Below are 21,821 nucleotides of genomic sequence, written 5' to 3' on the forward strand. Positions count from 1 at the left end.
CAAATGTAAACATTGATTCTAAAGTGTTGATGGAATTTGCAAAAACATATTCACAGACTATTAACTCAATAGGCTTTAATTAAACTGCCACAAAGGCAGTTGGTTAAAAATAATAATGACATAATGGCGTTTATTTACAATGTATTTGCAATGGTACAGGATTTGAAAAAGGGTAAAGAAATAAAAAATTACACATTAAAATATAGGAGGAAAAACAATGAACTTAATAAAATTTAACAACCAGCCACGATTTACAAATCTTTTTGATCATGTAATGTTTAACGATGTTTTAGCCAATGATTATCATGCCAATTATTGCCGAAAACCAGCAACCAATATCATTGAAAATGAAGATAATTTTGAGCTGAGTTTGGCTGTACCGGGATTAGAAAAAGACGATATCAAAATTGATTTGGAAGACAATCTGTTAACAATTTCAGCAGAAAAAGAAGTAAAAACTGAAAACGTAAACTTTTCAAGAAAAGAATTTGCTTATCACAGTTTTAGCAGAGCTTTTACTTTGCCTAAAACAGTGGAAGCTGATAAAATTAAAGCAGATTATAAAAACGGGATTTTGAATATCATTATTCCCAAAATTGAAGAAGCTAAATTGAAGAAAGCAATTCAGATTTCATAATTTAAAGTTTAGGTTAATGCAAAGGGGTTACCGCAGTGTGCGAGTACCCCTTTTTTTGCATATTATTTAAAATTTCTATAAACCTTTCTCAACCCCAAATAAAGTTTATTCCCACTTTTGCCTTTTATGATCTTTTGAATGGATTGAGCCATGATCCGTCCGCTATCAAGCAACACATTTTTCTCGTCGTGAGTTAGGGCATGATAAAATCCATTTTTCCCGGCTAGTTCAATGGCTTTTAAACGATCGTCAAAAGGAAATTCCGGAGTTTCAAAAATAATACGTGGGCGAAAATTGTGATATCGATAAGGTTCTACATCGGTAAGCAGTTTACCATGTTCCTCTACAAATTCCCATAATAAGGAATCGCGATAAGGCAAGGCTGTATAAAATTCAACGCCGGTCAAATTAGAAGTTCTGGCAAATTCAATCGATTCTTTTACGCTTTCCAAAGTGTCGCCCGGATTGCCGATCATAAATTGCCCCATCACATCAATCCCGGCTTTGCGAAGCATTTGGATTCCTGCATAAATTTTTTCCCTGGTGGTATTTTTGTTCATCCGTTTCAACACTTCGTCATTAGCCGATTCAATCCCGACACTTACATTGTAGCACCCCGATTTGAACATCAAATCTGCAACTTCCTGTGTAACCAAATCAACCCGAATGGAGGTTGACCAGATGATCCCAAGTTTTTTCTCAATTAATAAATTACAAAATTCGATTACTCTTTTAGCGTCAATATTAAAACTATCGTCGTTAAAAATGATTGTTTTTCGCCCAAAATGCTTGATTAAAAACCTAATTTCAGCAAAAATATTTTCGGGTGAACGCTTGCGCCATTTATGGGTCCATAGTGAAGAAGAATTGCAGAACACGCAATTATAGGGACAACCTCTACTTGTTGTCAATCGGTGCTGATGATATTTCTTCATCTCAAACAAATCATAGGCGGGAAAAGGAATTTCATCAATATTTAAAATCAGTGATCGGGGTGTATTGATGTAAATTTTTTCCGATTCATTTTTGTAGATTAATCCATGGATGCTTTCAAGTTCTTTCTCCCCTTTAAAATAAGCGATAAGCTCAGAAAAAGTTTGTTCACCTTCGCCATAAATGGCAAAATCAAAAGGATAGCCCGATAAACATCTTTCTTTTTCAGTTGAGGCGTGGCTGCCTCCAATACAAATGGGTGTTTCGGGATAAGATTGTTTTAGTTTTTCAGCCATTTCAATGGCTTCGTCAAAAACCTGACTTGAAGCAGTGAAAGCAAAAAGATCGTATGCCTGACTAAAAAAATTCTCGAAATCTTTTCTATGGGCGATTCTGGTATCCAACAACTTGAACTCTAAATCCAAATGATGTTGCCGGGCATAAGAAGCCAAATAACCTAACCCAAGATGAATGGCAGCATCTTTTAAGTTTCGGTTGGGATTGATTAGTCCGATTCTCAACTTTTTTGAGAGATGTAATCTGGTTAAAGCCATTTTTAAATGTTTTTCAATAAAAGTTGATCCCGGATTTAGATAAAACTAGAATCTATTTTCCGAATATTGTTCTTCGTAATATTTTAAATAAGATCCCGAAGTAACATTGTTCAACCAATTTTCATTCTCAAGATACCAGTCGATGGTTTTTTCTATTCCTTCTTCAAACTGTAAACTGGGTTTCCAGCCCAACTCTTTTTGTAGTTTAGAAGAATCGATGGCATAACGCAAATCATGACCAGCGCGGTCTTTTACATAAGTGATCAATTTTTCTGAGCTTCCTTCTTGACGACCCAATTTTTGATCCATTTTTTTACACATCAATTTGATCAAATCAATATTGGTCCATTCATTATTTCCCCCAATATTATAAGTCTCTCCGTTTTTTCCTTTATGGAAAACTAAATCGATAGCACGTGCATGATCTTCAACATACAGCCAATCGCGGATATTTTCACCTTTTCCGTAAACCGGCAAAGGTTTATTGTTTTTAATGTTATGGATGAATAGCGGAATCAATTTTTCAGGAAACTGAAAACCACCATAATTATTCGAACAATTTGAAATTACCGTTGGAAGCCCAAAAGTATCGTTATAGGCTCTAACCAAATGATCGGAACTTGCCTTGGATGCTGAGTATGGACTATGCGGATCGTAAGCGGTAGTTTCTGTGAAAAGCCCTGTTTCACCCAGTGAGCCATAAACCTCATCAGTAGAAATGTGATAAAATAATTTCCCCTCCATTTGATCTTTCCAGCTATGTTTTGCAGCATTTAGCAAATTTACCGTACCAACAATATTGGTGAAAATAAATTCCATTGGATTTGAAATGGATCGATCAACATGCGATTCGGCCGCAAGGTGGATAACCCCGTCAAATTTTCTTTCTTCAAACAATTTCTGAATAAAATCGCCGTCAACGATATCGCCTTTAACGAATTCATAATTCGGAGCTTTTTCGATATCGGTTAAATTTGCCAAATTCCCTGCATAGGTAAGTTTGTCAAGATTAACTATTTTGTACTCAGGATATTTATTTACGAATAATCGCACCAGATGCGATCCAATAAAACCTGCTCCTCCTGTAATTAAGATAGTCTTCATACTTAGTTTTCTTTTAGTTTTTTCTCCCACTTCCATGCAGAAAGGGTCATTTCATCTAATGTTTTTTGAGCTTTCCAGCCCAATTCAACATTTGCAAAATTGGTGTCGGCCCAAACTTGCTCAACATCCCCGGCCCTTCGACCAACAATTTTATAATTGAGTTTCTGTCCTGATACTTTTTCAAAAGATTTGATTACCTCCAACACCGAATAACCATTTCCGGTTCCTAAATTAAAATACTCAAATGTTTTTTTCATTTTTTGATTAACCATTCGCTCAACGGCAATCACATGCGCTTTTGCCAAATCAACAATGTGTATGTAGTCGCGAATAGCTGTTCCGTCAGGGGTATTATAATCGTCGCCAAACACGCTCAATTGTTGACGAGTACCGATGGCTGTTTGCGTAATATAAGGCATCAAACAGTTGGGAACTCCCAAGGGAAGTTCGCCAATGATGGCACTTTCGTGAGCCCCAATTGGATTGAAGTACCGCAAAGCAATGCCTTTTATATTGGATGATTTAACGGTGTCAAAAATAATTTCTTCGGAAATTTGTTTGGTGTTTCCGTAAGGTGATTCTGCTTTTTGGATAGGTGCATCTTCACTCACAGGAAGTTTTTCAGGTTGACCATAAACCGTGCAACTTGACGAAAATACCAGATTCACAATCCCATTATCTTTCATCGATTGTAGAATGTTCACCAACGAAAAAAGATTGTTGTGATAATATTTTAGCGGTAAATCCACCGATTCTCCAACTGCCTTAAAAGCCGCAAAATGGATGATGCCATCAATATCGGAATTTCGTTTAAAAAAGTCAACTGTTTTTTGCGAATCAGCTAAATCAAAATTTTCGAAAGCCGGTTTAATCCCGCTAATTTTTTCAATGGCATCCAGCACCTTAATGTTTGAATTGGAAAGGTTGTCAACGATGATCACTTCGTATCCTTTTTGTTGAAGTTCAACACAGGTATGCGATCCGATATAACCTGTTCCTCCGGTTACCAGTATCTTCATGAATAATTATTTTTTAATGATGATTGTTGATCTCTCATAATTTCAAAATCTTATCATCAAGAAGTTGATATTTTTTTTTGCTTTCCACACATTCGGCAATGCCATTTTCATCAAATACTAATCGATGCCCATATTCGCTTACCCAACCTATTTGCTTTGATGGATTACCAATAACCAGTGCGTAAGGTTTGACATCTTTAGTCACAACGGCTCCTGCACCAATCATTGCATATTCACCCATTTCAATTCCACAAATAATGGTTGCATTTGCGCCAATACTGGCCCCTTTCCGAATAAAGGTCTTTTCGTATTGATCCTTCCTTATGATGGCACTTCTTGGATTTTTAATATTCGTAAAAACCATAGAAGGGCCTAAAAACACATCATCCTCACAAACCACCCCTGAATAAATTGAAACATTATTTTGAACTTTGACGTTTTTACCCAAAATCACTTCTGGGGAAACAACAACGTTCTGTCCAATATTGCAATTTTCACCAAGGATACAATTTGACATGATGTGTGAAAAATGCCAGATTTTAGTGCCTGCACCTATTTGGCAGCCTTCGTCGATAACAGTGCTTGGGTGAGCAAAAAAATCAGTTGACATGTTTTATTTATTTACAAATTCCAATACAGATTCAGTAATAAATGCAATTTGTTCGTCATCAATTTCAGTATGCATAGGTAAAGATAATACTCTTTTGCAAACATCTTCAGTAACCGGGAAATCACCTTCTTTATACCGTGGGTCCTGATATGCTTTTTGCAAATGAAGCGGCACCGGGTAATAAATTGGAGCAGGGATTCCTTTAGATTCTAAATATTCGTGAAGCCCTTCCCTGTCAATATTTTTTGTGAGCAAAGTATATTGATGGAAAACATGGGTTGATTGTGCAAATTGTGCAGGTACCTGCAAATTCTTGCACTTAGAGAACGCCTGGTTATAAGCATTAGCAGCTTTATTTCTGGCTTCTGAGTATTCATTCAAATATTTCAATTTAACATTCAAGATAGCCGCCTGAATGCTATCAAGTCTTGAGTTTACCCCAATTAAATCGTGGTAATATCTAACCACCATTCCATGATTTGCAATAATTCGGCACTGATTGGCTAATTCATCATCATTAGTAAATATTGCTCCACCGTCACCATAAGCACCAAGGTTTTTAGAAGGGAAGAAAGAAGTACATCCAACTTCACCAATGGTTCCGGCTTTCTTGATTTCCCCATTTTTAAAGGTATAATCCGCACCAATAGCCTGACAAGCATCTTCAATTACTTTTAAATTAAATTCGGCGGCAATTTCCATGATTGCATCCATATCGGCACATTGTCCGAATAGATGAACAGGAACGATCGCCTTGGTTTTAGTGGTTATCGCTTTGCGAACAGAATCCGGATCGATATTAAAAGTGTTCGGATCGATGTCGACCAGAACCGGAGTAAGTCCTAATAAAGCAATAACTTCAGCAGTGGCAATAAAGGTAAAAGAAGTTGTGATTACTTCATCACCCGGTTTGAGGCCTAAAGCCATCATTGCAATTTGTAATGCATCGGTACCGTTGGCGCATGGAATTACATGCTTAACTCCTAAATACTTTTCTAAATTCGACTGAAAGGTTTTAACGGCTGGTCCGTTAATAAACGCAGTAGTATCAAGCACTTCATGAATCGCACCATCAATTTCTCCTTTAATCTTCTCATACTGACCCTTCAGGTCAACCATATTAATTTTCTTCATTCTGTTTTTTAATTTTAGGTTATTATTGAAGGAAAAAATTGAAAATTTCCTTCAGTTTGTCTTTTAAGGTGTAAAATTAGGGATATTTACTAAATGAAGAATAAATAATTAAGTTAGATGAATATTTAGTTAATAAAGTAGCTTGAATAATTTCTGTAATTTCTAAAATTGCAAAGATTAGGTAAATTTATAATACCTTTGATAGTGCTATTTTGCGATTTAATATTTTATAAAACGAGCATGTTCGTAAATCGCGATCAAGGATGAAAATTTCACATGCAAGCTCCCTGCCCGAATCTTTTCGTTCAGGCGGGCATCCGACCAAGCTGTATGCACCTGCCTGTCAGCAGACAGGGCAGGCAAGTTTAATAATATTTATTTACAGATGAAATTCTTATATAATTTTCTCATTTCAGTGTTCTACTTTGCAATTATAATTGCCTCTTTGGTAAATAAAAAAGCAAAAAAATGGTTAAATGGCAGAAAAAACGTTTTTGAATCGCTACTATATTCGGTTGCGGCAGGAGATGAGATTATCTGGATTCATTGTGCTTCACTTGGCGAATTTGAACAAGGCCGACCCATTATAGAAGGCCTCAAAAAAGCGCATCCGAATTATAAGATTTTACTTAGTTTTTTCTCACCGTCAGGTTATGAAATAAGAAAAAATTATGAGTATGCGGATATTGTTACTTATCTTCCTTTAGACACATATTCAAATGCAAAGAAATTTATTAGTATTATTAATCCCAAGCTTGTAATTTTTGTAAAATATGAGTTTTGGTTTAATTATCTGGCAGAACTTAAAAAGCAAAGAATCCCGGTCATTTTTATTTCTTCCATTTTTAGGCCCGATCAATACTTTTTCAAATCTTATAGCAGTTGGTTTAGGAAGGCATTAAAGAATATCGACCATTTTTTTGTTCAGAATGAAGAATCAAAAGAGCTACTTCAAAATATTGGAATTAATCAGGTGACCACTTGTGGTGATACCCGTTTCGACCGGGTATATCAATTGGCACAGAATCCATTGAAATTTGAAATCATCAATCTATTTAAGGGAGAAAGTAAATTGATAGTTGCCGGGAGTACCTGGCCTCAAGATGAAGAGCAACTCATCCCGATCATAAACAAGTTTCCAGAAATAAAATTTATTATCGCTCCACATGAGGTACATCCTTCCAGAATTGAACAAATTCAGAAAAAAATCGGCTCGAAAGCAGGATTACTTTCAAGTGCCAAAATAAATGAGCTTGATAATTACAACGTTTTGATAGTCGATAGTATTGGGGTACTTGCGCATGTATATCAGTACGCAACTATTGCCTATATTGGCGGTGGATTCAAAACCGGACTACACAATATTCAGGAACCCGTGACTTTCGGTATTCCGGTAGTTTTTGGGCCTAAGTTTCAAAAATTTCAGGAAGCCAATGATTTGATTAAATTGAAAGGTGCTTTTTCAATCAAAAACAGTAATGAACTCCTTGAAATTTTCTCAAATTTGATCGTCATTAAGGATCTGTATCAGAATGCTTGTCAAACAAATAAGAATTACGTAAATCAAAGTGTTGGGGCTTCCAAAATAATATTGAATTACCTGAATGAATTATTAGAAAATTAAGAATTTATATAAAACGAGAAAAATGATAAAAGTTAATTGTGCAAAAAAGTATGGGACCAATAGTAGTTTGGTAATCTTAATATCCGACCTTAAACAATTGCCAAAGGATCTCTTAAATAAAGGCGAAATCGCATTTATCAAAAAAAGCTTTGAGCAGGAAATTAAAAGTGTTGAGCTTAATAAAATGTCGTATTGGATTTTCATCCAAATGATTGATCCGAAAAAAGATTTGAACAGCACAAGTGAGAATGCCAGAAAATCGGGGGATAAATTATTAGAAGTCATCAATATACACAAGCTCACAAGTGTTTCTGTTCTCGATTACACCAAGAATGAACTTTTGGCGCTTCCTTTTGCTGAAGGGATGTCGTTGGGGAATTATCAATTCTTAAAATATTTCAAAGAAAAGACAAAAAAGCAAAATGCGCTGTCGGAAATTAAAATTATTTCAAATATTATCGACCCCAAAAGCATCGGGCAATTGAATATTTTAACCGAAGCAAATGCAATTGCAAGGACTTTGGTCAATGAGCCTGTTTCTTATTTAACCGCTGAAAAGTTATCAGAAGAGATTAAACAAATTTTTAGCGAGACTAATGTAAAGGTTGAGGTCCTAAATAAAAAGAAGATTGAAAGCCTGAAAATGGGAGGTTTATTGGCCGTCAATAAAGGGAGTATTGATCCCCCGACTTTTAATATTATTGAATACAAACCCGAAACTGTTGTGAATCAAAAACCTTATGTTTTTGTGGGCAAAGGGGTAGTTTATGATACCGGTGGGATGAATATTAAAACGGAAGATCATATGAATGATATGAAATGCGATATGGCAGGCGGAGCAGCCGTTACTGGTGCCATCTATGCAATTGCAAAAGCAAAACTTCCGGTATATGTTATTGGCTTAATCCCGGCCACCGATAATCGCCCTGATGGAAATGCTTATGTAAGCGGAGATGTTATTTATATGCATAACGGAACCAGTGTTGAAGTACTAAATACGGACGCTGAAGGCAGAATAATTCTTGCTGATGCCCTTTCTTACGCAAAAAAATATGAGCCTGAACTCGTCATTGATTTAGCAACATTAACAGGTGCTGCACAGCGAGCTATCGGGCATAATGGATCTGTAGCCATGGGAACTAAGTCGGAAAACGAAATGAAATTATTGTTGGAAAGCGGGTACCGGGTTCATGAACGCATTGTTGAATTTCCCTTTTGGGAAGAATATGATGAGGAAATAAAATCTTCGATAGCCGATATCAAAAATCTTGGAGGTCCAACAGCCGGAGCCATTACGGCAGGAAAGTTCTTAGCTCATTTTACCGATTATCCTTACATCCATCTGGATATTGCAGGAACCGCATTTTTAAATAAAAAGGATAGCTACCGCGGACTCGGAGGTACAGGTGTTGGGGTTCGGCTCTTGTTCGATTTCATCAAACATAAAATTAAGTAAATTGCCTGATAATTTTGTATTTAGACAGGCTGCTCAAATATGAGGGAGCGTCAAAAAAAATTAATATCTCTTAAACCAAAAAGTAGTTGAGATAATTAAATATTATCTTTGCAATTCCTTTTAAATAATATAAAAATGAGTGAAATTGAGGAAACAGAAAATGTGATCAGGGTTGGAATTTCGCATGGAGATATCAACGGAATTGGATATGAGGTTATCATTAAATCGTTTCGCGATCCCCGTATTTTGGAGTTGTTCACCCCCGTGGTTTATGGGTCATCAAGAGCAGCATCTTATCACCGAAAAGCGATAAACCTTCAAGAGTTTAGTTTTAACATAATTAAGTCGGCCGATCAAATAAGCCCCTTGAAAGCAAATTTGATCAATTGCTGTGAGAGAGAAGTGAAAATTGAACTGGGCAAATCAAGAAATGATGCAGGGGAACTTGCACTGCAATCGTTAGAAGAAGCTGTTGCAGGTTTGAAAAATAAAGATATTCAAATATTGGTAACGGCACCAATTAATAAACATAATATTCAATCCAACGGATTTAAATTTCCGGGACATACTGAATATTTAGCTGAGAATTTTGGCAATCAAACCCCTTTAATGTTAATGGTTTGTGATAGTATAAGACTAGGTGTTGTCACTGGTCATATTCCACTTAAGGATGTTTCTGCTACTTTAACCATTGATTTAATTATGGAAAAAGTACAAATCATGAACGAGAGTTTAAAAATTGATTTTGGAATCCGCAAACCAAAAATTGCCATACTTGGTTTAAATCCGCATGCCGGTGATGAAGGATTACTCGGAACTGAAGATATAGAGGTAATTTTACCAGCAATCAGGAAGGCGTTTGATGAAAATATATTAGCTTATGGTCCCTATCCGGCAGATGGATTTTTTGGATCTCAATCCTATAAAAACTTTGATGGGGTGCTGGCCATGTATCACGATCAGGGATTGATTGCTTTTAAAACCCTGGCATTTGAAAGTGGTGTAAATTATACCGCAGGACTTTCAATTGTTCGAACATCTCCGGCGCATGGCACTGCTTATGATATTGCCGGTAAAAACTTAGCTTCAAGTGAGTCTTTTATAAGTGCCATCTATCTTGGAATTGAAATCTATAAAAACAGGTTAATGCATCAGGAATTAGTTAAAAATCCGCTGATAACAACCGAACAAGAAACTAATAATTCGGCAAACTAAACAGCCATGCCAAATTCAGATTATCAAATAAAGGAGATCGTAAAGATCGTTCAAGGGGATTTTTATCCCGGAACAGAAAAAGATTCTATTGTCAGAGATATTCTGATTGATAGCAGAAGACTGATATCTCCTGTGCGTTGTATGTTCATAGCACTCAGTAGTAAAAGGAACAATGGGCATCTTTATATTAAGGAGCTTTACGATAAGGGCATTCGTCATTTCATGGTCACAAAATTACCTGATGATATCAAATCATTTAAGGAAGCCAATTTTATAAGGGTAAAGAATACCCTTGATGCTTTGCAGTTTTTAACAGCATTCCATCGTAAAAGGTTTGATATTCCGGTGATTGGCATTACAGGAAGTAATGGGAAGACAATTATTAAAGAATGGCTTTATCAATTATTGCGAACAGATAAAAATATTATCAGAAGCCCAAAAAGTTATAATTCTCAAATTGGAGTGCCATTGTCTGTTTGGCAAATGAATGATGAGCATGAGTTGGCGATTTTTGAAGCCGGAATTTCCGAGACTGAGGAAATGGAAAAGCTTCGTAAAATTATTGAGCCGAATATTGGATTGTTTACAAATGTGGGTCATGCTCATGATGAAAACTTCATCAATCTTCAGCAAAAGGCCGGGGAAAAACTTAAGCTATTTACAAAGGTTGATGTTTTAATTTATTGTGTTGATCATTCAGAAATTCAGGGAGTAATTATACGATCTGAAATCCTGAACAGGATTAAATCCTTCACCTGGAGTTATAAGGGAGAGGCTGATTTGCATAATCTTTCTGTTATAAAACAAAATAATATTACAGTTATTTCAGGAAAATTCAATGACAAAGACATTCAGATACAGATTCCATTTATCGATGATGCATCCATTGAAAATGCAGTTCATTGCTGGGCAGTCATGCTTTACATGGGATACAACCAATCCGTAATCTCAGAACGGATGCTACAGCTTTCTCCAATTGCAATGCGGTTGGAGATGAAGGAAGGTATTAACAATTGTTCAATCATTAACGATAGTTATAATTCAGATATTAATTCGTTAAGTATCGCGTTGGATTTTCTGAAACAACAAAAACAACATACCAAAAGAACGGTAATTCTGTCTGATCTGCTTCAAAGTGGACGAAGTGAATTGGATTTATATGGTTATATCTCGGAATTATTGGAGAGCAAAGGAATTCAAAAACTAATTGGAATCGGAGATGCCATTAGTAATAGTAGGGATCGATTTAAAATGGAGAAATATTTCTTTTCAAGTACGGAAGATTTCTTAAATAAATTTCCATTTACTTCGTTCAACCATGAAACAATATTGCTAAAAGGGGCCCGGTTTTTCGAATTTGAACAGATTAGTAGGGCCTTGCAACAAAAAGCGCATGAAACCGTTTTGGAAATCAATTTAAATTCACTCATCAACAATCTGAATTTTTATCGAAACAAATTAAAAAATCCGGCGACTAAAATCATGGCAATGGTTAAAGCTTTTTCCTATGGTAGTGGAAGTTTCGAAATAGCCAATGCCTTGCAATTTCACCATGTTGATTATTTGACGGTTGCTTATTCGGATGAAGGCGTAGAATTACGTAAAGCCGGAATCAATACTCCCATCATGGTTATGAATCCGGATTGGCAAAGTTTTGACAGCATCATTAAGTACAATTTAGAACCCGAAATATATAGCTTCCGAATTCTTAGTTTGCTCGAAAAATCGATCAGAGAAAATATTATCCCTGCGAATAAACCAGTTAAAATCCATATTAAACTTGACACAGGAATGCATCGTTTGGGTTTTGAAGAGCATGATATAGCGCAATTGTTGGAGCGATTAAAACAAAATAAATCAATTTACCTTCAATCCGTTTTTTCCCATTTGGCAGGCAGTCAGGATAAGGCATTCGACGATTTTACGCAACTGCAAATCTCCCGTTTTCAAAAAATGAGCAAGGAGATTATTTCACATGCCGATGATCATCCGGTACTTTGCCATATTCTTAACTCAGCCGGAATTAGCCGTTTTCCGGATGCCCAATTCGACATGGTACGATTAGGGATTGGACTTTATGGTATTTCAACCGATAAGTTAGAACAAGCAGAACTTGAAAATGTGAGTACCTTAAAATCTACCATTTCACAAATCAAACGAATAAAAGTTAACGAAACTGTAGGGTATAATCGTTCCGGCAAAGCAAAAAAGGAAATGATCATCGCAATTATACCTGTAGGGTATGCCGATGGATTAAGCATGAGCTTAGGTAATGGGGTTGGAAAGTTATGGTTGAACGATAAGTTTGCTCCCATTATTGGCAACATTTGCATGGATATGTGCATGATCGATATTTCTGACATTACAGCTATTGAAGGTGATGAAGTGATTATTTTTGGCGAGAATTATCCGATTTGGGAAATGGCAGAAAGTATCAAAACCATCCCCTATGAAATTTTGACCGGGATTTCGCGCAGAGTTAAGCGGATTTATTTTCAGGAATAAATGGGAACTGCATATTTAATCGAAATAGTTGCATTTACCGGAATAAATCATAACTTTAATGCTGTTTTGGATTTAATTACTAAAAATTTAAGTAATTTTGTATTCTATTAATGAATTAAAATGGAAGACTTTATATATGTTCTGGTTGGTGTGGCTTGGGTAGCTTATTCGATTTATAACCAAGGCCAAAAGCAGAAACGTAAACAGGAGTCTAAGTCCGAAGTTAGATCAGATGAGGTTTATTCTAAAACTGAAAGTAAATTCGAATCCATTTTAAATGAGAAGTTTAATTTTGAGAGTCTTTTCGAGGTCGAAGAAAGCAAAGAGGATTATTTAGATAGTCAATTTTCGGAACTTGATGTTGTAGAAGAAGTGGAGAAATATTCGTTCAACAAATCTGAAGCCGAAGGTGTTTCAGCTTTTAGGACAAAGCAGGAAGTAGGTCCAAACCAAGTTATAAGAAACGAAACTGAATACCACGAGGAAGACGATATGATGAATAATCTGATAGGTGATTTATTAAACGATAGAGGTGAATTTGATGTGAGAAAAGCAGTCATTTATTCTGAGATTCTTAATCCTCCTTATATTAAGATTTAAGGTAGCATAATTGAAAAATAATCATTACAGTATAAAAAGAGTTCAATGATTTATTGTTTTTACAAAAATTTTGAGGACACACAAGGCTTAGTTGGCCAAGGCGCATAAATTGTATTGTTAATTTATGCCATCAATTTTATTATTTATATAGAAAGACCTTAGTTTAGGGTCTTTTTTATCTGCTTACAAAAAATGAAATTATGTCAGACATTAGGTATTATACAGAGGAAGGGTTGCAAAAATTAAAGAATGAGTTGGAGCAACTAATGGTGATCGAACGTCCATTAATATCCAAACAAATTGCGGAAGCAAGGGACAAGGGCGATTTATCTGAAAATGCGGAATATGATGCTGCAAAAAATGCCCAAGGCATGCTGGAATTAAAAATTTCCAAATTGCAGGAGATGATCAGTAATGTCCGCATTATTGACGAATCAAAACTTGATAATTCAAAAGTGTTGATCCTATCGAGAGTAAGGCTTAGAAATTTGCAAAATAATGCAGAAATGTCTTATGTACTTGTACCTGAGAAGGAGGCAGATTTAAAAAGTGGCAAACTCTCCGTTACCTCACCGATTGCTAAAGGTTTGTTGGGGAAAAGTGTAGGTGAGCAAGCTCAAATTTCAGTTCCTGCAGGCAGTATTATTTTTGAAATTCTTGAAATCTCGAGATAATTATAAAATATAAAATTATGGCATCCATTTTTACCAAAATTATTAAGGGTGAAATCCCTTCATATAAAGTGGCCGAAGATGAGCATTTTTATGCCTTCCTTGATATTAATCCTTTATCAAAAGGTCATACCCTTGTGGTTCCGAAGCAAGAAATTGATTATATTTTTGATTTGGACGATCAGTATTTAGGAGCTTTGCACATTTTCTCCAAAAAAGTATCAAAAGCCATTTCAGAGGTTATCCCTTCGAAAAGGATAGGTGTTGTTGTTTATGGTTTGGATGTACCACATGCCCATATTCACCTTATCCCATTAATTGAGGGTAATGAAATTAATTTTAATAGTGAAAAGGTAAAACTCAGTCCCGAACAAATGATTGAAATTGCGAAAAAGATTTTAGCAGCTTTTTCAGCAAAACATTAATTCAATTTTTAAAGAAACTAAAAAGAGGTTCTGTCGAGACTTGCATTGAGCTTGTCGAAATGTAGTCGAGACTTGGCATCATTTCTTAATAAGCCCTTTCGTTACGTCCTTCAATATAATTAATGAATGATCGGTTCACAACACGATTTCCTCCGGGAGTCGGGTAGTTTCCGGTAAAATACCAATCTCCCAAATGATTTGGGATGGCTTCATGCAAATCTTCAATGGTTTGATAAATCACCTGAACTTTAGCTTTTAAGTCTTTATGGGTAAGCATTTGAGCTATTTTTTCGGAGATTTGTTCGGCTGTAAATGGTTTGTAAATATTTTTAACATAATTTACCACCTGTTCCTTTGGGAGCTTATCCTGAGCCTTACATTTATTATAAACTTCATTGATGATGTGATTTTGCCTGGTGTCGCCCAATAATTCAATCACGGCCCTGAAAGCAATAAAATCATTGAGTTTCGCCATATCAATGCCATAACAATCAGGATAACGAATTTGTGGGGCCGAAGAAGCAACAATGATCTTTTTTGGATTTAATCGGTCAAGAATACGAAGGATACTTTGTTTAAGGGTGGTTCCCCTAACAATCGAATCATCAATTACAACCAGGTTATCAGTATCTTTAGTCACCGTTCCATAAGTCACATCATAAACGTGCGCTACCAGATCATCGCGCTGGGTATCCTGTGTGATAAAAGTCCTGAGCTTTAAATCTTTTACGGCTACTTTTTCAATTTGTGGTTTTAACTTAAATATTTCCTTGAGCTTTTCCGGAGTCGCATCTTTGCCAAGTTGAAGGATCTTTTCAGTTTTGATACCGTCGCAGAAATTGTCCATTTCCTCCATTAATCCCCTGAAAGCCACAGAAGCCGTATTTGGGATATAGGAAAAAACCGTTTTATCAAGTTTGTAGTCAACAGCCTTTAAAATAGCTGGTGTGAGCAAGCTTCCAAGTTTTTTTCGTTCTTTATAAATATCTTCATCTGTACCCCTTGAAAAATAAATTCGTTCGAACGAACAAGCTTTTTTAGGCAAAGCCTCAGTATAAGGATGAGTTCCGGTTGTGCCATCTTTTTTAACAATAAGTGCATGCCCTGGTTGTAATTCTTTAATCTGGTCGGTTTGCAAATTGAACGCGGTTTGAATTACGGGACGCTCAGAAGCAGCGATAACAATTTCATCATCATGATAAAAGAATGCAGGTCTGATGCCTGAAGGATCGCGCATTACAAAAGCATCGCCATGGCCGATCATTCCGGTTATTACAAAACCCCCATCCCAATCGCGCGAAGCACGGCCTAAGACATTTAATACATCAAGGTCTTTGGCAATTAATTCAGAAATGTCTTTTTGAAGATGTCCGTCATTTTTAAATTTCCGATAAAGTTTGTCATTTTCCTCATCAATAAAATGACCTATTTTTTCCAAAATGGTAACCGTATCGGAAGTTTCGACAGGCGATTGGCCATAGGCGATCAACTCTGCAAATAATTGATCCATATTGGTTAAATTGAAATTCCCGGCAATGGCTAAATTGCGGGTTTTCCAGTTATTCCTTCTGATGAATGGGTGAAGTGATGAGGGAGTATTTCCACCAAAGGTACCATAGCGTAAGTGGCCAATATATAATTCGCTAATGAAAGGTACGTTATGTTTAAGCCAGCCTATATCGTTTAATCGTGCAGGATGACTTTTTTTAATCAGTTCCATTTGATCATAGACCTGTCCGAAAATCTCCTTAAGTGCAGTTGGTGAATTTGAGCGTATCCGATTGATGTATTTATGCCCGGGAGGCATGTCAAATTTAATATTTGCAATACCTGCACCATCCTGGCCACGGTTGTGTTGCTTCTGCATCAGCAAATAAAGCTTGTTAAAACCATAGAAAGCGGTCCCGTATTTTTCCAGATAAAACTCCAATGGTTTCAATAAACGAACAAAGGCGATTCCACATTCATGCTTTATAGCATCACTCATAATTGCAAATTTTAATGAACTACAAAAATAATCATTTATTAAAATGCTTTTGCCCTTCGTGAATAAGTTTTATTTTTATGCTCTTTTAAAATGAGATTATGATTAAGATTCGTGAAGCAAATAAAACAGATATTCCATTTATTGTTGACTTTCAGTTGATCATGGCGATGGAATCGGAAGGAATGGAACTGGAATTGGAAGTATTGCAAAATGGAGTGAGTGCTGTTTTTGATGACCCTGGTAAAGGTAAATACTATGTTGCTGAATATAATGGCGAGGTTGTAGGCTCAATGTTAAACACATTCGAATGGAGCGATTGGCGAAATGGAACGATTATTTGGTTTCAATCGGTTTATGTGAAACCCGAATTCCGCAAACTTGGAATCTTTAAAGAGATGTACCTGCATATAAAACAAAGAGTAATTAATGACGATTCGATGAAAGGCATGCGTTTGTACGTTGATAGCGGAAACGAAAGAGCTCAGAAAGTATATCAGGCAATTGGAATGACGGGTGATCATTACGATACTTATGAATGGATGAAATAATAAAATCAAATCTATATGAAATTTACAAAATCAATATTTGGATTGGCAGCAATGATATTTCTGTCGGGTTCAATTTATGCACAAGTTGATAAAAGCGATTGGGAAGGAAATACACCTGATGGATGTACCTCGATTACGGTTGGGAAAAAAGCCACCATCGATGGATCGGTAATTACTTCACATACTGACGATAGTCACAGAACCCGATCATGGATGAATATCATCCCTGCTCAAAAGCATAAGAAAGGAAGCACTACACCTATGTTTAAAAGATTGGCCAATGATAATTTTAAAATGCCAACCTATGAGCATAAAGAAATAGGATCTATCCCACAGGTTTCAGAAACATATGGGTTTATTAATACTGCTTATCCTTGCATGAATACCGAACAGCTCGCAATGGGTGAGTCTACTTTTGGTGGACGCGAAGAATTGATTTCTGATAATGGACTGATTGATTGTCAGCGATTATGCCAGTTAATGCTTGAAAGATGCACCACTGCTCGCGATGCCATAAAAATGGCTGATGAGTTGACTAAAAAATATGGTTGGAATGATGCGGGCGAAGCATTGACCATTGCTGACACCAAAGAAGTCTGGCATTTCGAAATTGTTGGACCGGGTAAGGGAAAAACAGGAGCAGTTTGGGTTGCCCAACGAGTGCCAGATGATCATGTCTCGGTAAACGTAAATGCTTCAACTATAAAAGAAATTGATTTAAATCAGCCTGATTATTTCATGGCCTCCGAAAATATTTTTGAGGTAGCCAAAGCAAATGGTTGGTGGAACCCAGAAAAAGAAACTTTCAGGTTTTGTTATGCCTATGCTCCGGAAAGCAGAACTTCCATGGCTTCAAGAAGAAGGGAATGGAGGGTTTTTGATTTATTGGCGCCATCTTTAAAATTGGATCCGAATGCCGAAAATTATCCATTTTCAGTTAAACCTGATGAATTGGTAACTTTAGAAAAATTGGTTACTATTTTTCAGGATACCTATGAAGGAACGCCTTTTGACATGACCAGAGATTTACAGGTTGCTGATGATAAGGGGAATATGGTTAAGTCTCCATTAGCAAATCCTCAAATGCCTTATGATGAAAACAAATTGTTCAGAATCAACGGTGGCTGGGGCTGGAGAGGCGAACGGAATATTGCTCGTTGGTACACCATGTATGCAACCATCATTCAATGTCGTGATTGGTTGCCTAACCATATTGGAGGCGTGGTATGGCTGGCTCAGGATAATGTGGCAACTTCCATTTACATTCCGGTATATAGCGGAGTAAATGATTTGCCCGAATCATATAAAACTCCGGGTAGGCCGAATGGTTATACGATGAAAAGTGCCTGGTGGGCATTTAATCGCTTAGGTACACTTGCTTCTCAGCGCTGGGGCGATATGCGTCATGATGTGGATGCCGTTTGGAAACCCATGCAAAAAGAACTTTTTGACAAACAGCAAAGCTTCGAGCAGGAGGCGGTTAAAATCTATAAAAAAGATCCAAGATCTCTTGATAAATTCTTAACGGATTATACCATGCTTCATGGTGAAAAAGTAGTAAGTAAAGCATGGGATCTTGGGGATTTTCTTTGGACTAAATACGACGAATTATTTTAATCATTGAGGCTCATCTATTCGGGTGGGAATTGATCTGATTCTGTTCTCGACATACTTCGGCTGGCTCAGTACAAGCGCTCGAACAGACATAAAATGTTTGGAAAACTATAATTTGGCAGGCATCTCGATCTTTTTAAGAGGTGACCTGGACTCCAATGTTCTCGACAGCCAGCCAAATTAAGCGGAACTAGAAGTATTTAGCTTATCAATTTTTATCCGTCATTGGATGTAAACTATCGTGTGGTTTATAATTTTGTTTACATCCTGTTCATTGATATAAATAAACAGTTTAAATATCTAAACAATTAAGAACTTCCTCTATATTTCCGTTCCTACAACAAAACTATTCACCTCATTCAGATTTAGGCATCTTTAATTTCATTATTATTGTATCTGACAAACCAGATATTTTCAAAAACCAAATAAAATGAAAAATGTTACCAGACTTGTCGGCATGTTAGTTGTCGCATTAATAATGAGTTTCGCATTCAGTGGAAATCTTTATTCTCAATCAAATTCTAAAATTACAAATCCGGAAGATTATTTTGGATTTAAACCCGGAGCAGATAGAATGCTCTTCACCTATGAACAACTAATCTCTTATCTTCAAAAAATTGATGAGCAATCTGATAAAATCAAATTGGTTGACATTGGAAAATCACCCATGGGAAAACCAATGTATATTGCTTTTCTTTCTTCCGCAGAAAATATTGCAAAGTTGGATGAACTTAAAGAAATTAATAAAAAATTGGCATTGAATGCTGATTTATCAATAAATGAACGAGCCCAATTGATTAAAAATGGAAAGGTTTTCGTATTGGGAACACTTTCAATGCACTCAGGTGAAGTTGGTCCGGCCCAAGCATCTCCACTCATAGCTTATGAATTAATCACCAGTAAAGAAGAAGGTGTTTTGAAATGGTTGGATGACGCGGTTTACATGATGGTTCCAAATCATAATCCTGATGGGATGGATATGATCGTCGAAAACTATCTAAAATACAAAGGCACCAAATATGAAGGTAGTTCAATGCCGGGAGTATATCATAAATATGTGGGTCATGATAATAATCGTGATTTTATCACCCTTTCGCAATCGGATAATGCTGCCATTGCTGCCATTTACAATTTAACATGGTATCCTCAGGTGCTGGTCGAAAAGCACCAAATGGGCTCTACCGGTATTAGGTATTTTGTCGCTCCGCCGCACGATCCGATCGCTGAAAATATAGATGCCGGCATCTGGAATTGGGTAGGTTTGTTTGGCTCTAATCTGATAAAAGACATGACAAAGGATGGACTTAAAGGGGTTGGCCAACATACCATTTTCGACATGTATTGGCCTGGATCTACCGAAACTGCCCTGTGGAAAAATGTGATTGGTTTATTAACTGAAGGTGCCAGTGCGAAAACCGCAACGCCAATTTTTATCGAACCCAACGAACTATCAGTAGGAGGGAAAGGTTTATCGGAATACAAAAAAAGCATTAACATGCCCGAACCCTGGCCAGGTGGATGGTGGAGACTTGGAGATCTTGTTGATTACGAAATATCATCCACTAAATCTATCTTGAGAACAGCATCAACTTATCGAAAAGAAATTCTGGAATTCAGAAATGACATGGCAATTACAGAAGTAAATAAAGGGAAAACCGAAGCACCTTATTACTATATCTTACCCCAAAAACAACATGATTACAGTGAGCTGGTTAATCTGGCACATCTATTAAATGAGCATGGTGTGAATGTTTATAAATTAAAAAAAAATATGACCATTGAAGGAACCAATTATATTGCAGGAGATCTTGTGGTCCCATTGGCGCAGCCTTTCCGTGCCTTCATTAAAGAAGTTCTGGAAGCACAGGAATTTCCATTACGACATTATACCCCGGGTGGTGAAATCATCGAACCTTATGATATAACATCATGGTCATTGCCCTTGCATCGCGGAGTTCAATCCAATGAAATTAACTCATTCATTGATTTAATGGATAAAATTGAATTGCTCGCGGAAGAACATGCACGTTTAAAAGTTGAGGTTAAGGATTTCAAAGCCTTATTGTTTAGTGCCAATAGCAACGAAAGTTATAAAATGGCATTTACTGCTTTAAATAACAATGCAAAGATTGAACGTCTGGAAGAAAATTATGTATTTGAAGGAATAACATATCCTAAAGGAAGTTTCCTGATTCACTCAAATTCGATAAAAGACGACACCTATGTAAAATTATATAACCGATTAAATGTTAAACCTGCCCTATTGGATGAAATTCCTAATGTGAAAGCAAGAATCTTGAAAAATCCAAGAGTTGCCTTAATTGAAACATATATGCACGATATGGATGCAGGATGGACCCGCTATGTTTTCGATACTTATAAAGTAAATTATTCGGTTTTAAAACCTCATGAACTTGATAAAGCCAAACTGAGTGAAAATTTTGATGTGATTGTTTTTCCAAACAACAATAAATCTATTTTAATGACCGGTAAATATGCTTCAGTTGGTGGCAGTTATTCACCGTCCAGTTATCCGCCAGAATATGCCAAAGGGATGGAGAAAGATGGATTGAATCAGTTGATGAAATTTGTTGATGCAGGAGGTATTATCGTATCATGGGAGGCTTCGATAGAATTATTTAATGGAACTTTATCCATCGATAAAGGCAAAGAAGGAAAAGAGGATTTCCGTCTTCCATTTAGGGAAATTGGGGCAGATCTTAAAAACGCTGGGCTTTATTGCCCCGGTTCACTTGTAAAAGTAAATTTGCTGCAAGATCATCCCTTAACTTATGGAATGCCTTCCGAATTAGGGGTATTTTTCAGAGGTTATCCGGTTTTTCAAACTTCGGTTCCAAGTTTCGATACTGATAGAAGAGTTATCGGGACTTTTCCTGAAAAAGGAATTTTTATGAGTGGATACATTGAAAAGGAAGAATTATTGGCAAATAAAAGTGCTTTGATTTGGTTGGGAAAAGGAAAAGGGCAATTTGTTTTGTTTGGTTTTAATCCTCAATTCAGAGCTTCAACTCAGGGAGCTTTTAAGTTATTGTTTAACTCTTTGTTGCTTCCAAAATTGTAACATTCAAGGGGCTATCCAAAAAGTACAGAGTTACTCAAAATAGTTACATCGAGACGTCCGTTGAGCATCGTCGAAACAAGTTGAGATGTTTGGTTATCAATAG

General features: G+C 36.4%; 17 protein-coding genes. 11 read left to right on the top strand and 6 right to left on the bottom strand.

The window, feature by feature from the left end:
- Positions 1–217: 217 nt before the first annotated feature.
- Positions 218–637 (top strand): Hsp20/alpha crystallin family protein, encoded by a 420-nt coding sequence (locus KKG99_02540; GenBank protein MBU1011858.1) that lies wholly within the window; start codon positions 218–220, stop codon positions 635–637.
- Between the two features lie 62 nt (positions 638–699).
- Here the strand turns inward: KKG99_02540 and KKG99_02545 are convergent, their stop codons facing one another.
- Genes KKG99_02545 through KKG99_02565 form a run of 5 tightly spaced genes read right to left on the bottom strand, consistent with a single transcriptional unit; the run spans position 700 to position 5,991 of the window.
- Positions 700–2,124, bottom strand: coding sequence for a B12-binding domain-containing radical SAM protein (locus KKG99_02545; GenBank protein MBU1011859.1), 1,425 nt, complete (start codon positions 2,122–2,124; stop codon positions 700–702).
- Positions 2,125–2,169: 45 nt separating this feature from the next.
- Positions 2,170–3,228: a dTDP-glucose 4,6-dehydratase gene (rfbB, locus tag KKG99_02550; protein MBU1011860.1), complete on the bottom strand. Its 1,059-nt coding sequence runs from the start codon at positions 3,226–3,228 to the stop codon at positions 2,170–2,172.
- Between the two features lie 2 nt (positions 3,229–3,230).
- On the bottom strand, positions 3,231–4,247 hold the full coding sequence (gene galE / locus KKG99_02555) for a UDP-glucose 4-epimerase GalE (protein MBU1011861.1): 1,017 nt from the start codon (positions 4,245–4,247) through the stop codon (positions 3,231–3,233).
- 34 nt (positions 4,248–4,281) lie between these two features.
- The gene (locus KKG99_02560) at positions 4,282–4,857 is read right to left on the bottom strand and encodes an N-acetyltransferase (GenBank protein MBU1011862.1); all 576 of its coding nucleotides are present in this window, start codon (positions 4,855–4,857) and stop codon (positions 4,282–4,284) included.
- A gap of 3 nt (positions 4,858–4,860) precedes the next feature.
- On the bottom strand, positions 4,861–5,991 hold the full coding sequence (locus tag KKG99_02565) for a DegT/DnrJ/EryC1/StrS family aminotransferase (protein ID MBU1011863.1): 1,131 nt from the start codon (positions 5,989–5,991) through the stop codon (positions 4,861–4,863).
- A 385-nt stretch (positions 5,992–6,376) separates the two neighbouring features.
- On the opposite strand from KKG99_02565, the gene KKG99_02570 reads away from it, so the two are divergent.
- The 7 genes from KKG99_02570 (at position 6,377) to KKG99_02600 (ending at position 14,487) form a co-directional block, all read left to right on the top strand.
- Complete coding sequence (locus tag KKG99_02570) at positions 6,377–7,615, top strand: 3-deoxy-D-manno-octulosonic acid transferase (protein MBU1011864.1); 1,239 nt, start codon at positions 6,377–6,379, stop codon at positions 7,613–7,615.
- A gap of 22 nt (positions 7,616–7,637) precedes the next feature.
- Positions 7,638–9,071, top strand: a complete 1,434-nt coding sequence (locus tag KKG99_02575) for a leucyl aminopeptidase family protein (protein ID MBU1011865.1) — start codon at positions 7,638–7,640, stop codon at positions 9,069–9,071.
- A 135-nt stretch (positions 9,072–9,206) separates the two neighbouring features.
- Positions 9,207–10,286 carry a 4-hydroxythreonine-4-phosphate dehydrogenase PdxA gene (gene pdxA, locus KKG99_02580; protein ID MBU1011866.1) on the top strand — a complete coding sequence of 360 codons (1,080 nt, stop codon included), beginning with the start codon at positions 9,207–9,209 and terminating at the stop codon, positions 10,284–10,286.
- Positions 10,287–10,292: 6 nt separating this feature from the next.
- A complete protein-coding gene (locus KKG99_02585; protein MBU1011867.1) occupies positions 10,293–12,791 on the top strand; it encodes a bifunctional UDP-N-acetylmuramoyl-tripeptide:D-alanyl-D-alanine ligase/alanine racemase in 2,499 nt (832 codons plus the stop codon).
- 120 nt (positions 12,792–12,911) lie between these two features.
- On the top strand, positions 12,912–13,391 hold the full coding sequence (locus KKG99_02590; protein ID MBU1011868.1) for a hypothetical protein: 480 nt from the start codon (positions 12,912–12,914) through the stop codon (positions 13,389–13,391).
- Positions 13,392–13,591: 200 nt separating this feature from the next.
- Positions 13,592–14,065: a transcription elongation factor GreA gene (gene greA / locus KKG99_02595; protein MBU1011869.1), complete on the top strand. Its 474-nt coding sequence runs from the start codon at positions 13,592–13,594 to the stop codon at positions 14,063–14,065.
- Positions 14,066–14,082: 17 nt separating this feature from the next.
- A complete protein-coding gene (locus KKG99_02600; protein MBU1011870.1) occupies positions 14,083–14,487 on the top strand; it encodes an HIT family protein in 405 nt (134 codons plus the stop codon).
- An 85-nt stretch (positions 14,488–14,572) separates the two neighbouring features.
- Here KKG99_02600 and KKG99_02605 read toward each other — a convergent pair whose 3' ends face one another.
- Complete coding sequence (locus tag KKG99_02605; GenBank protein ID MBU1011871.1) at positions 14,573–16,474, bottom strand: amidophosphoribosyltransferase; 1,902 nt, start codon at positions 16,472–16,474, stop codon at positions 14,573–14,575.
- 98 nt (positions 16,475–16,572) lie between these two features.
- Between KKG99_02605 and KKG99_02610 the strand changes: the two genes are divergently transcribed.
- From KKG99_02610 to KKG99_02620, 3 genes are all read left to right on the top strand, one after another.
- The gene (locus tag KKG99_02610) at positions 16,573–17,022 is read left to right on the top strand and encodes a GNAT family N-acetyltransferase (GenBank protein MBU1011872.1); all 450 of its coding nucleotides are present in this window, start codon (positions 16,573–16,575) and stop codon (positions 17,020–17,022) included.
- 15 nt (positions 17,023–17,037) lie between these two features.
- Positions 17,038–18,639 carry a C69 family dipeptidase gene (locus KKG99_02615; protein MBU1011873.1) on the top strand — a complete coding sequence of 534 codons (1,602 nt, stop codon included), beginning with the start codon at positions 17,038–17,040 and terminating at the stop codon, positions 18,637–18,639.
- 427 nt (positions 18,640–19,066) lie between these two features.
- Positions 19,067–21,718, top strand: coding sequence for a hypothetical protein (locus KKG99_02620; GenBank protein ID MBU1011874.1), 2,652 nt, complete (start codon positions 19,067–19,069; stop codon positions 21,716–21,718).
- Positions 21,719–21,821 lie beyond the last annotated feature (103 nt).

This window comes from Bacteroidota bacterium, from assembly GCA_018816945.1.
Lineage (GTDB): Bacteria > Bacteroidota > Bacteroidia > Bacteroidales.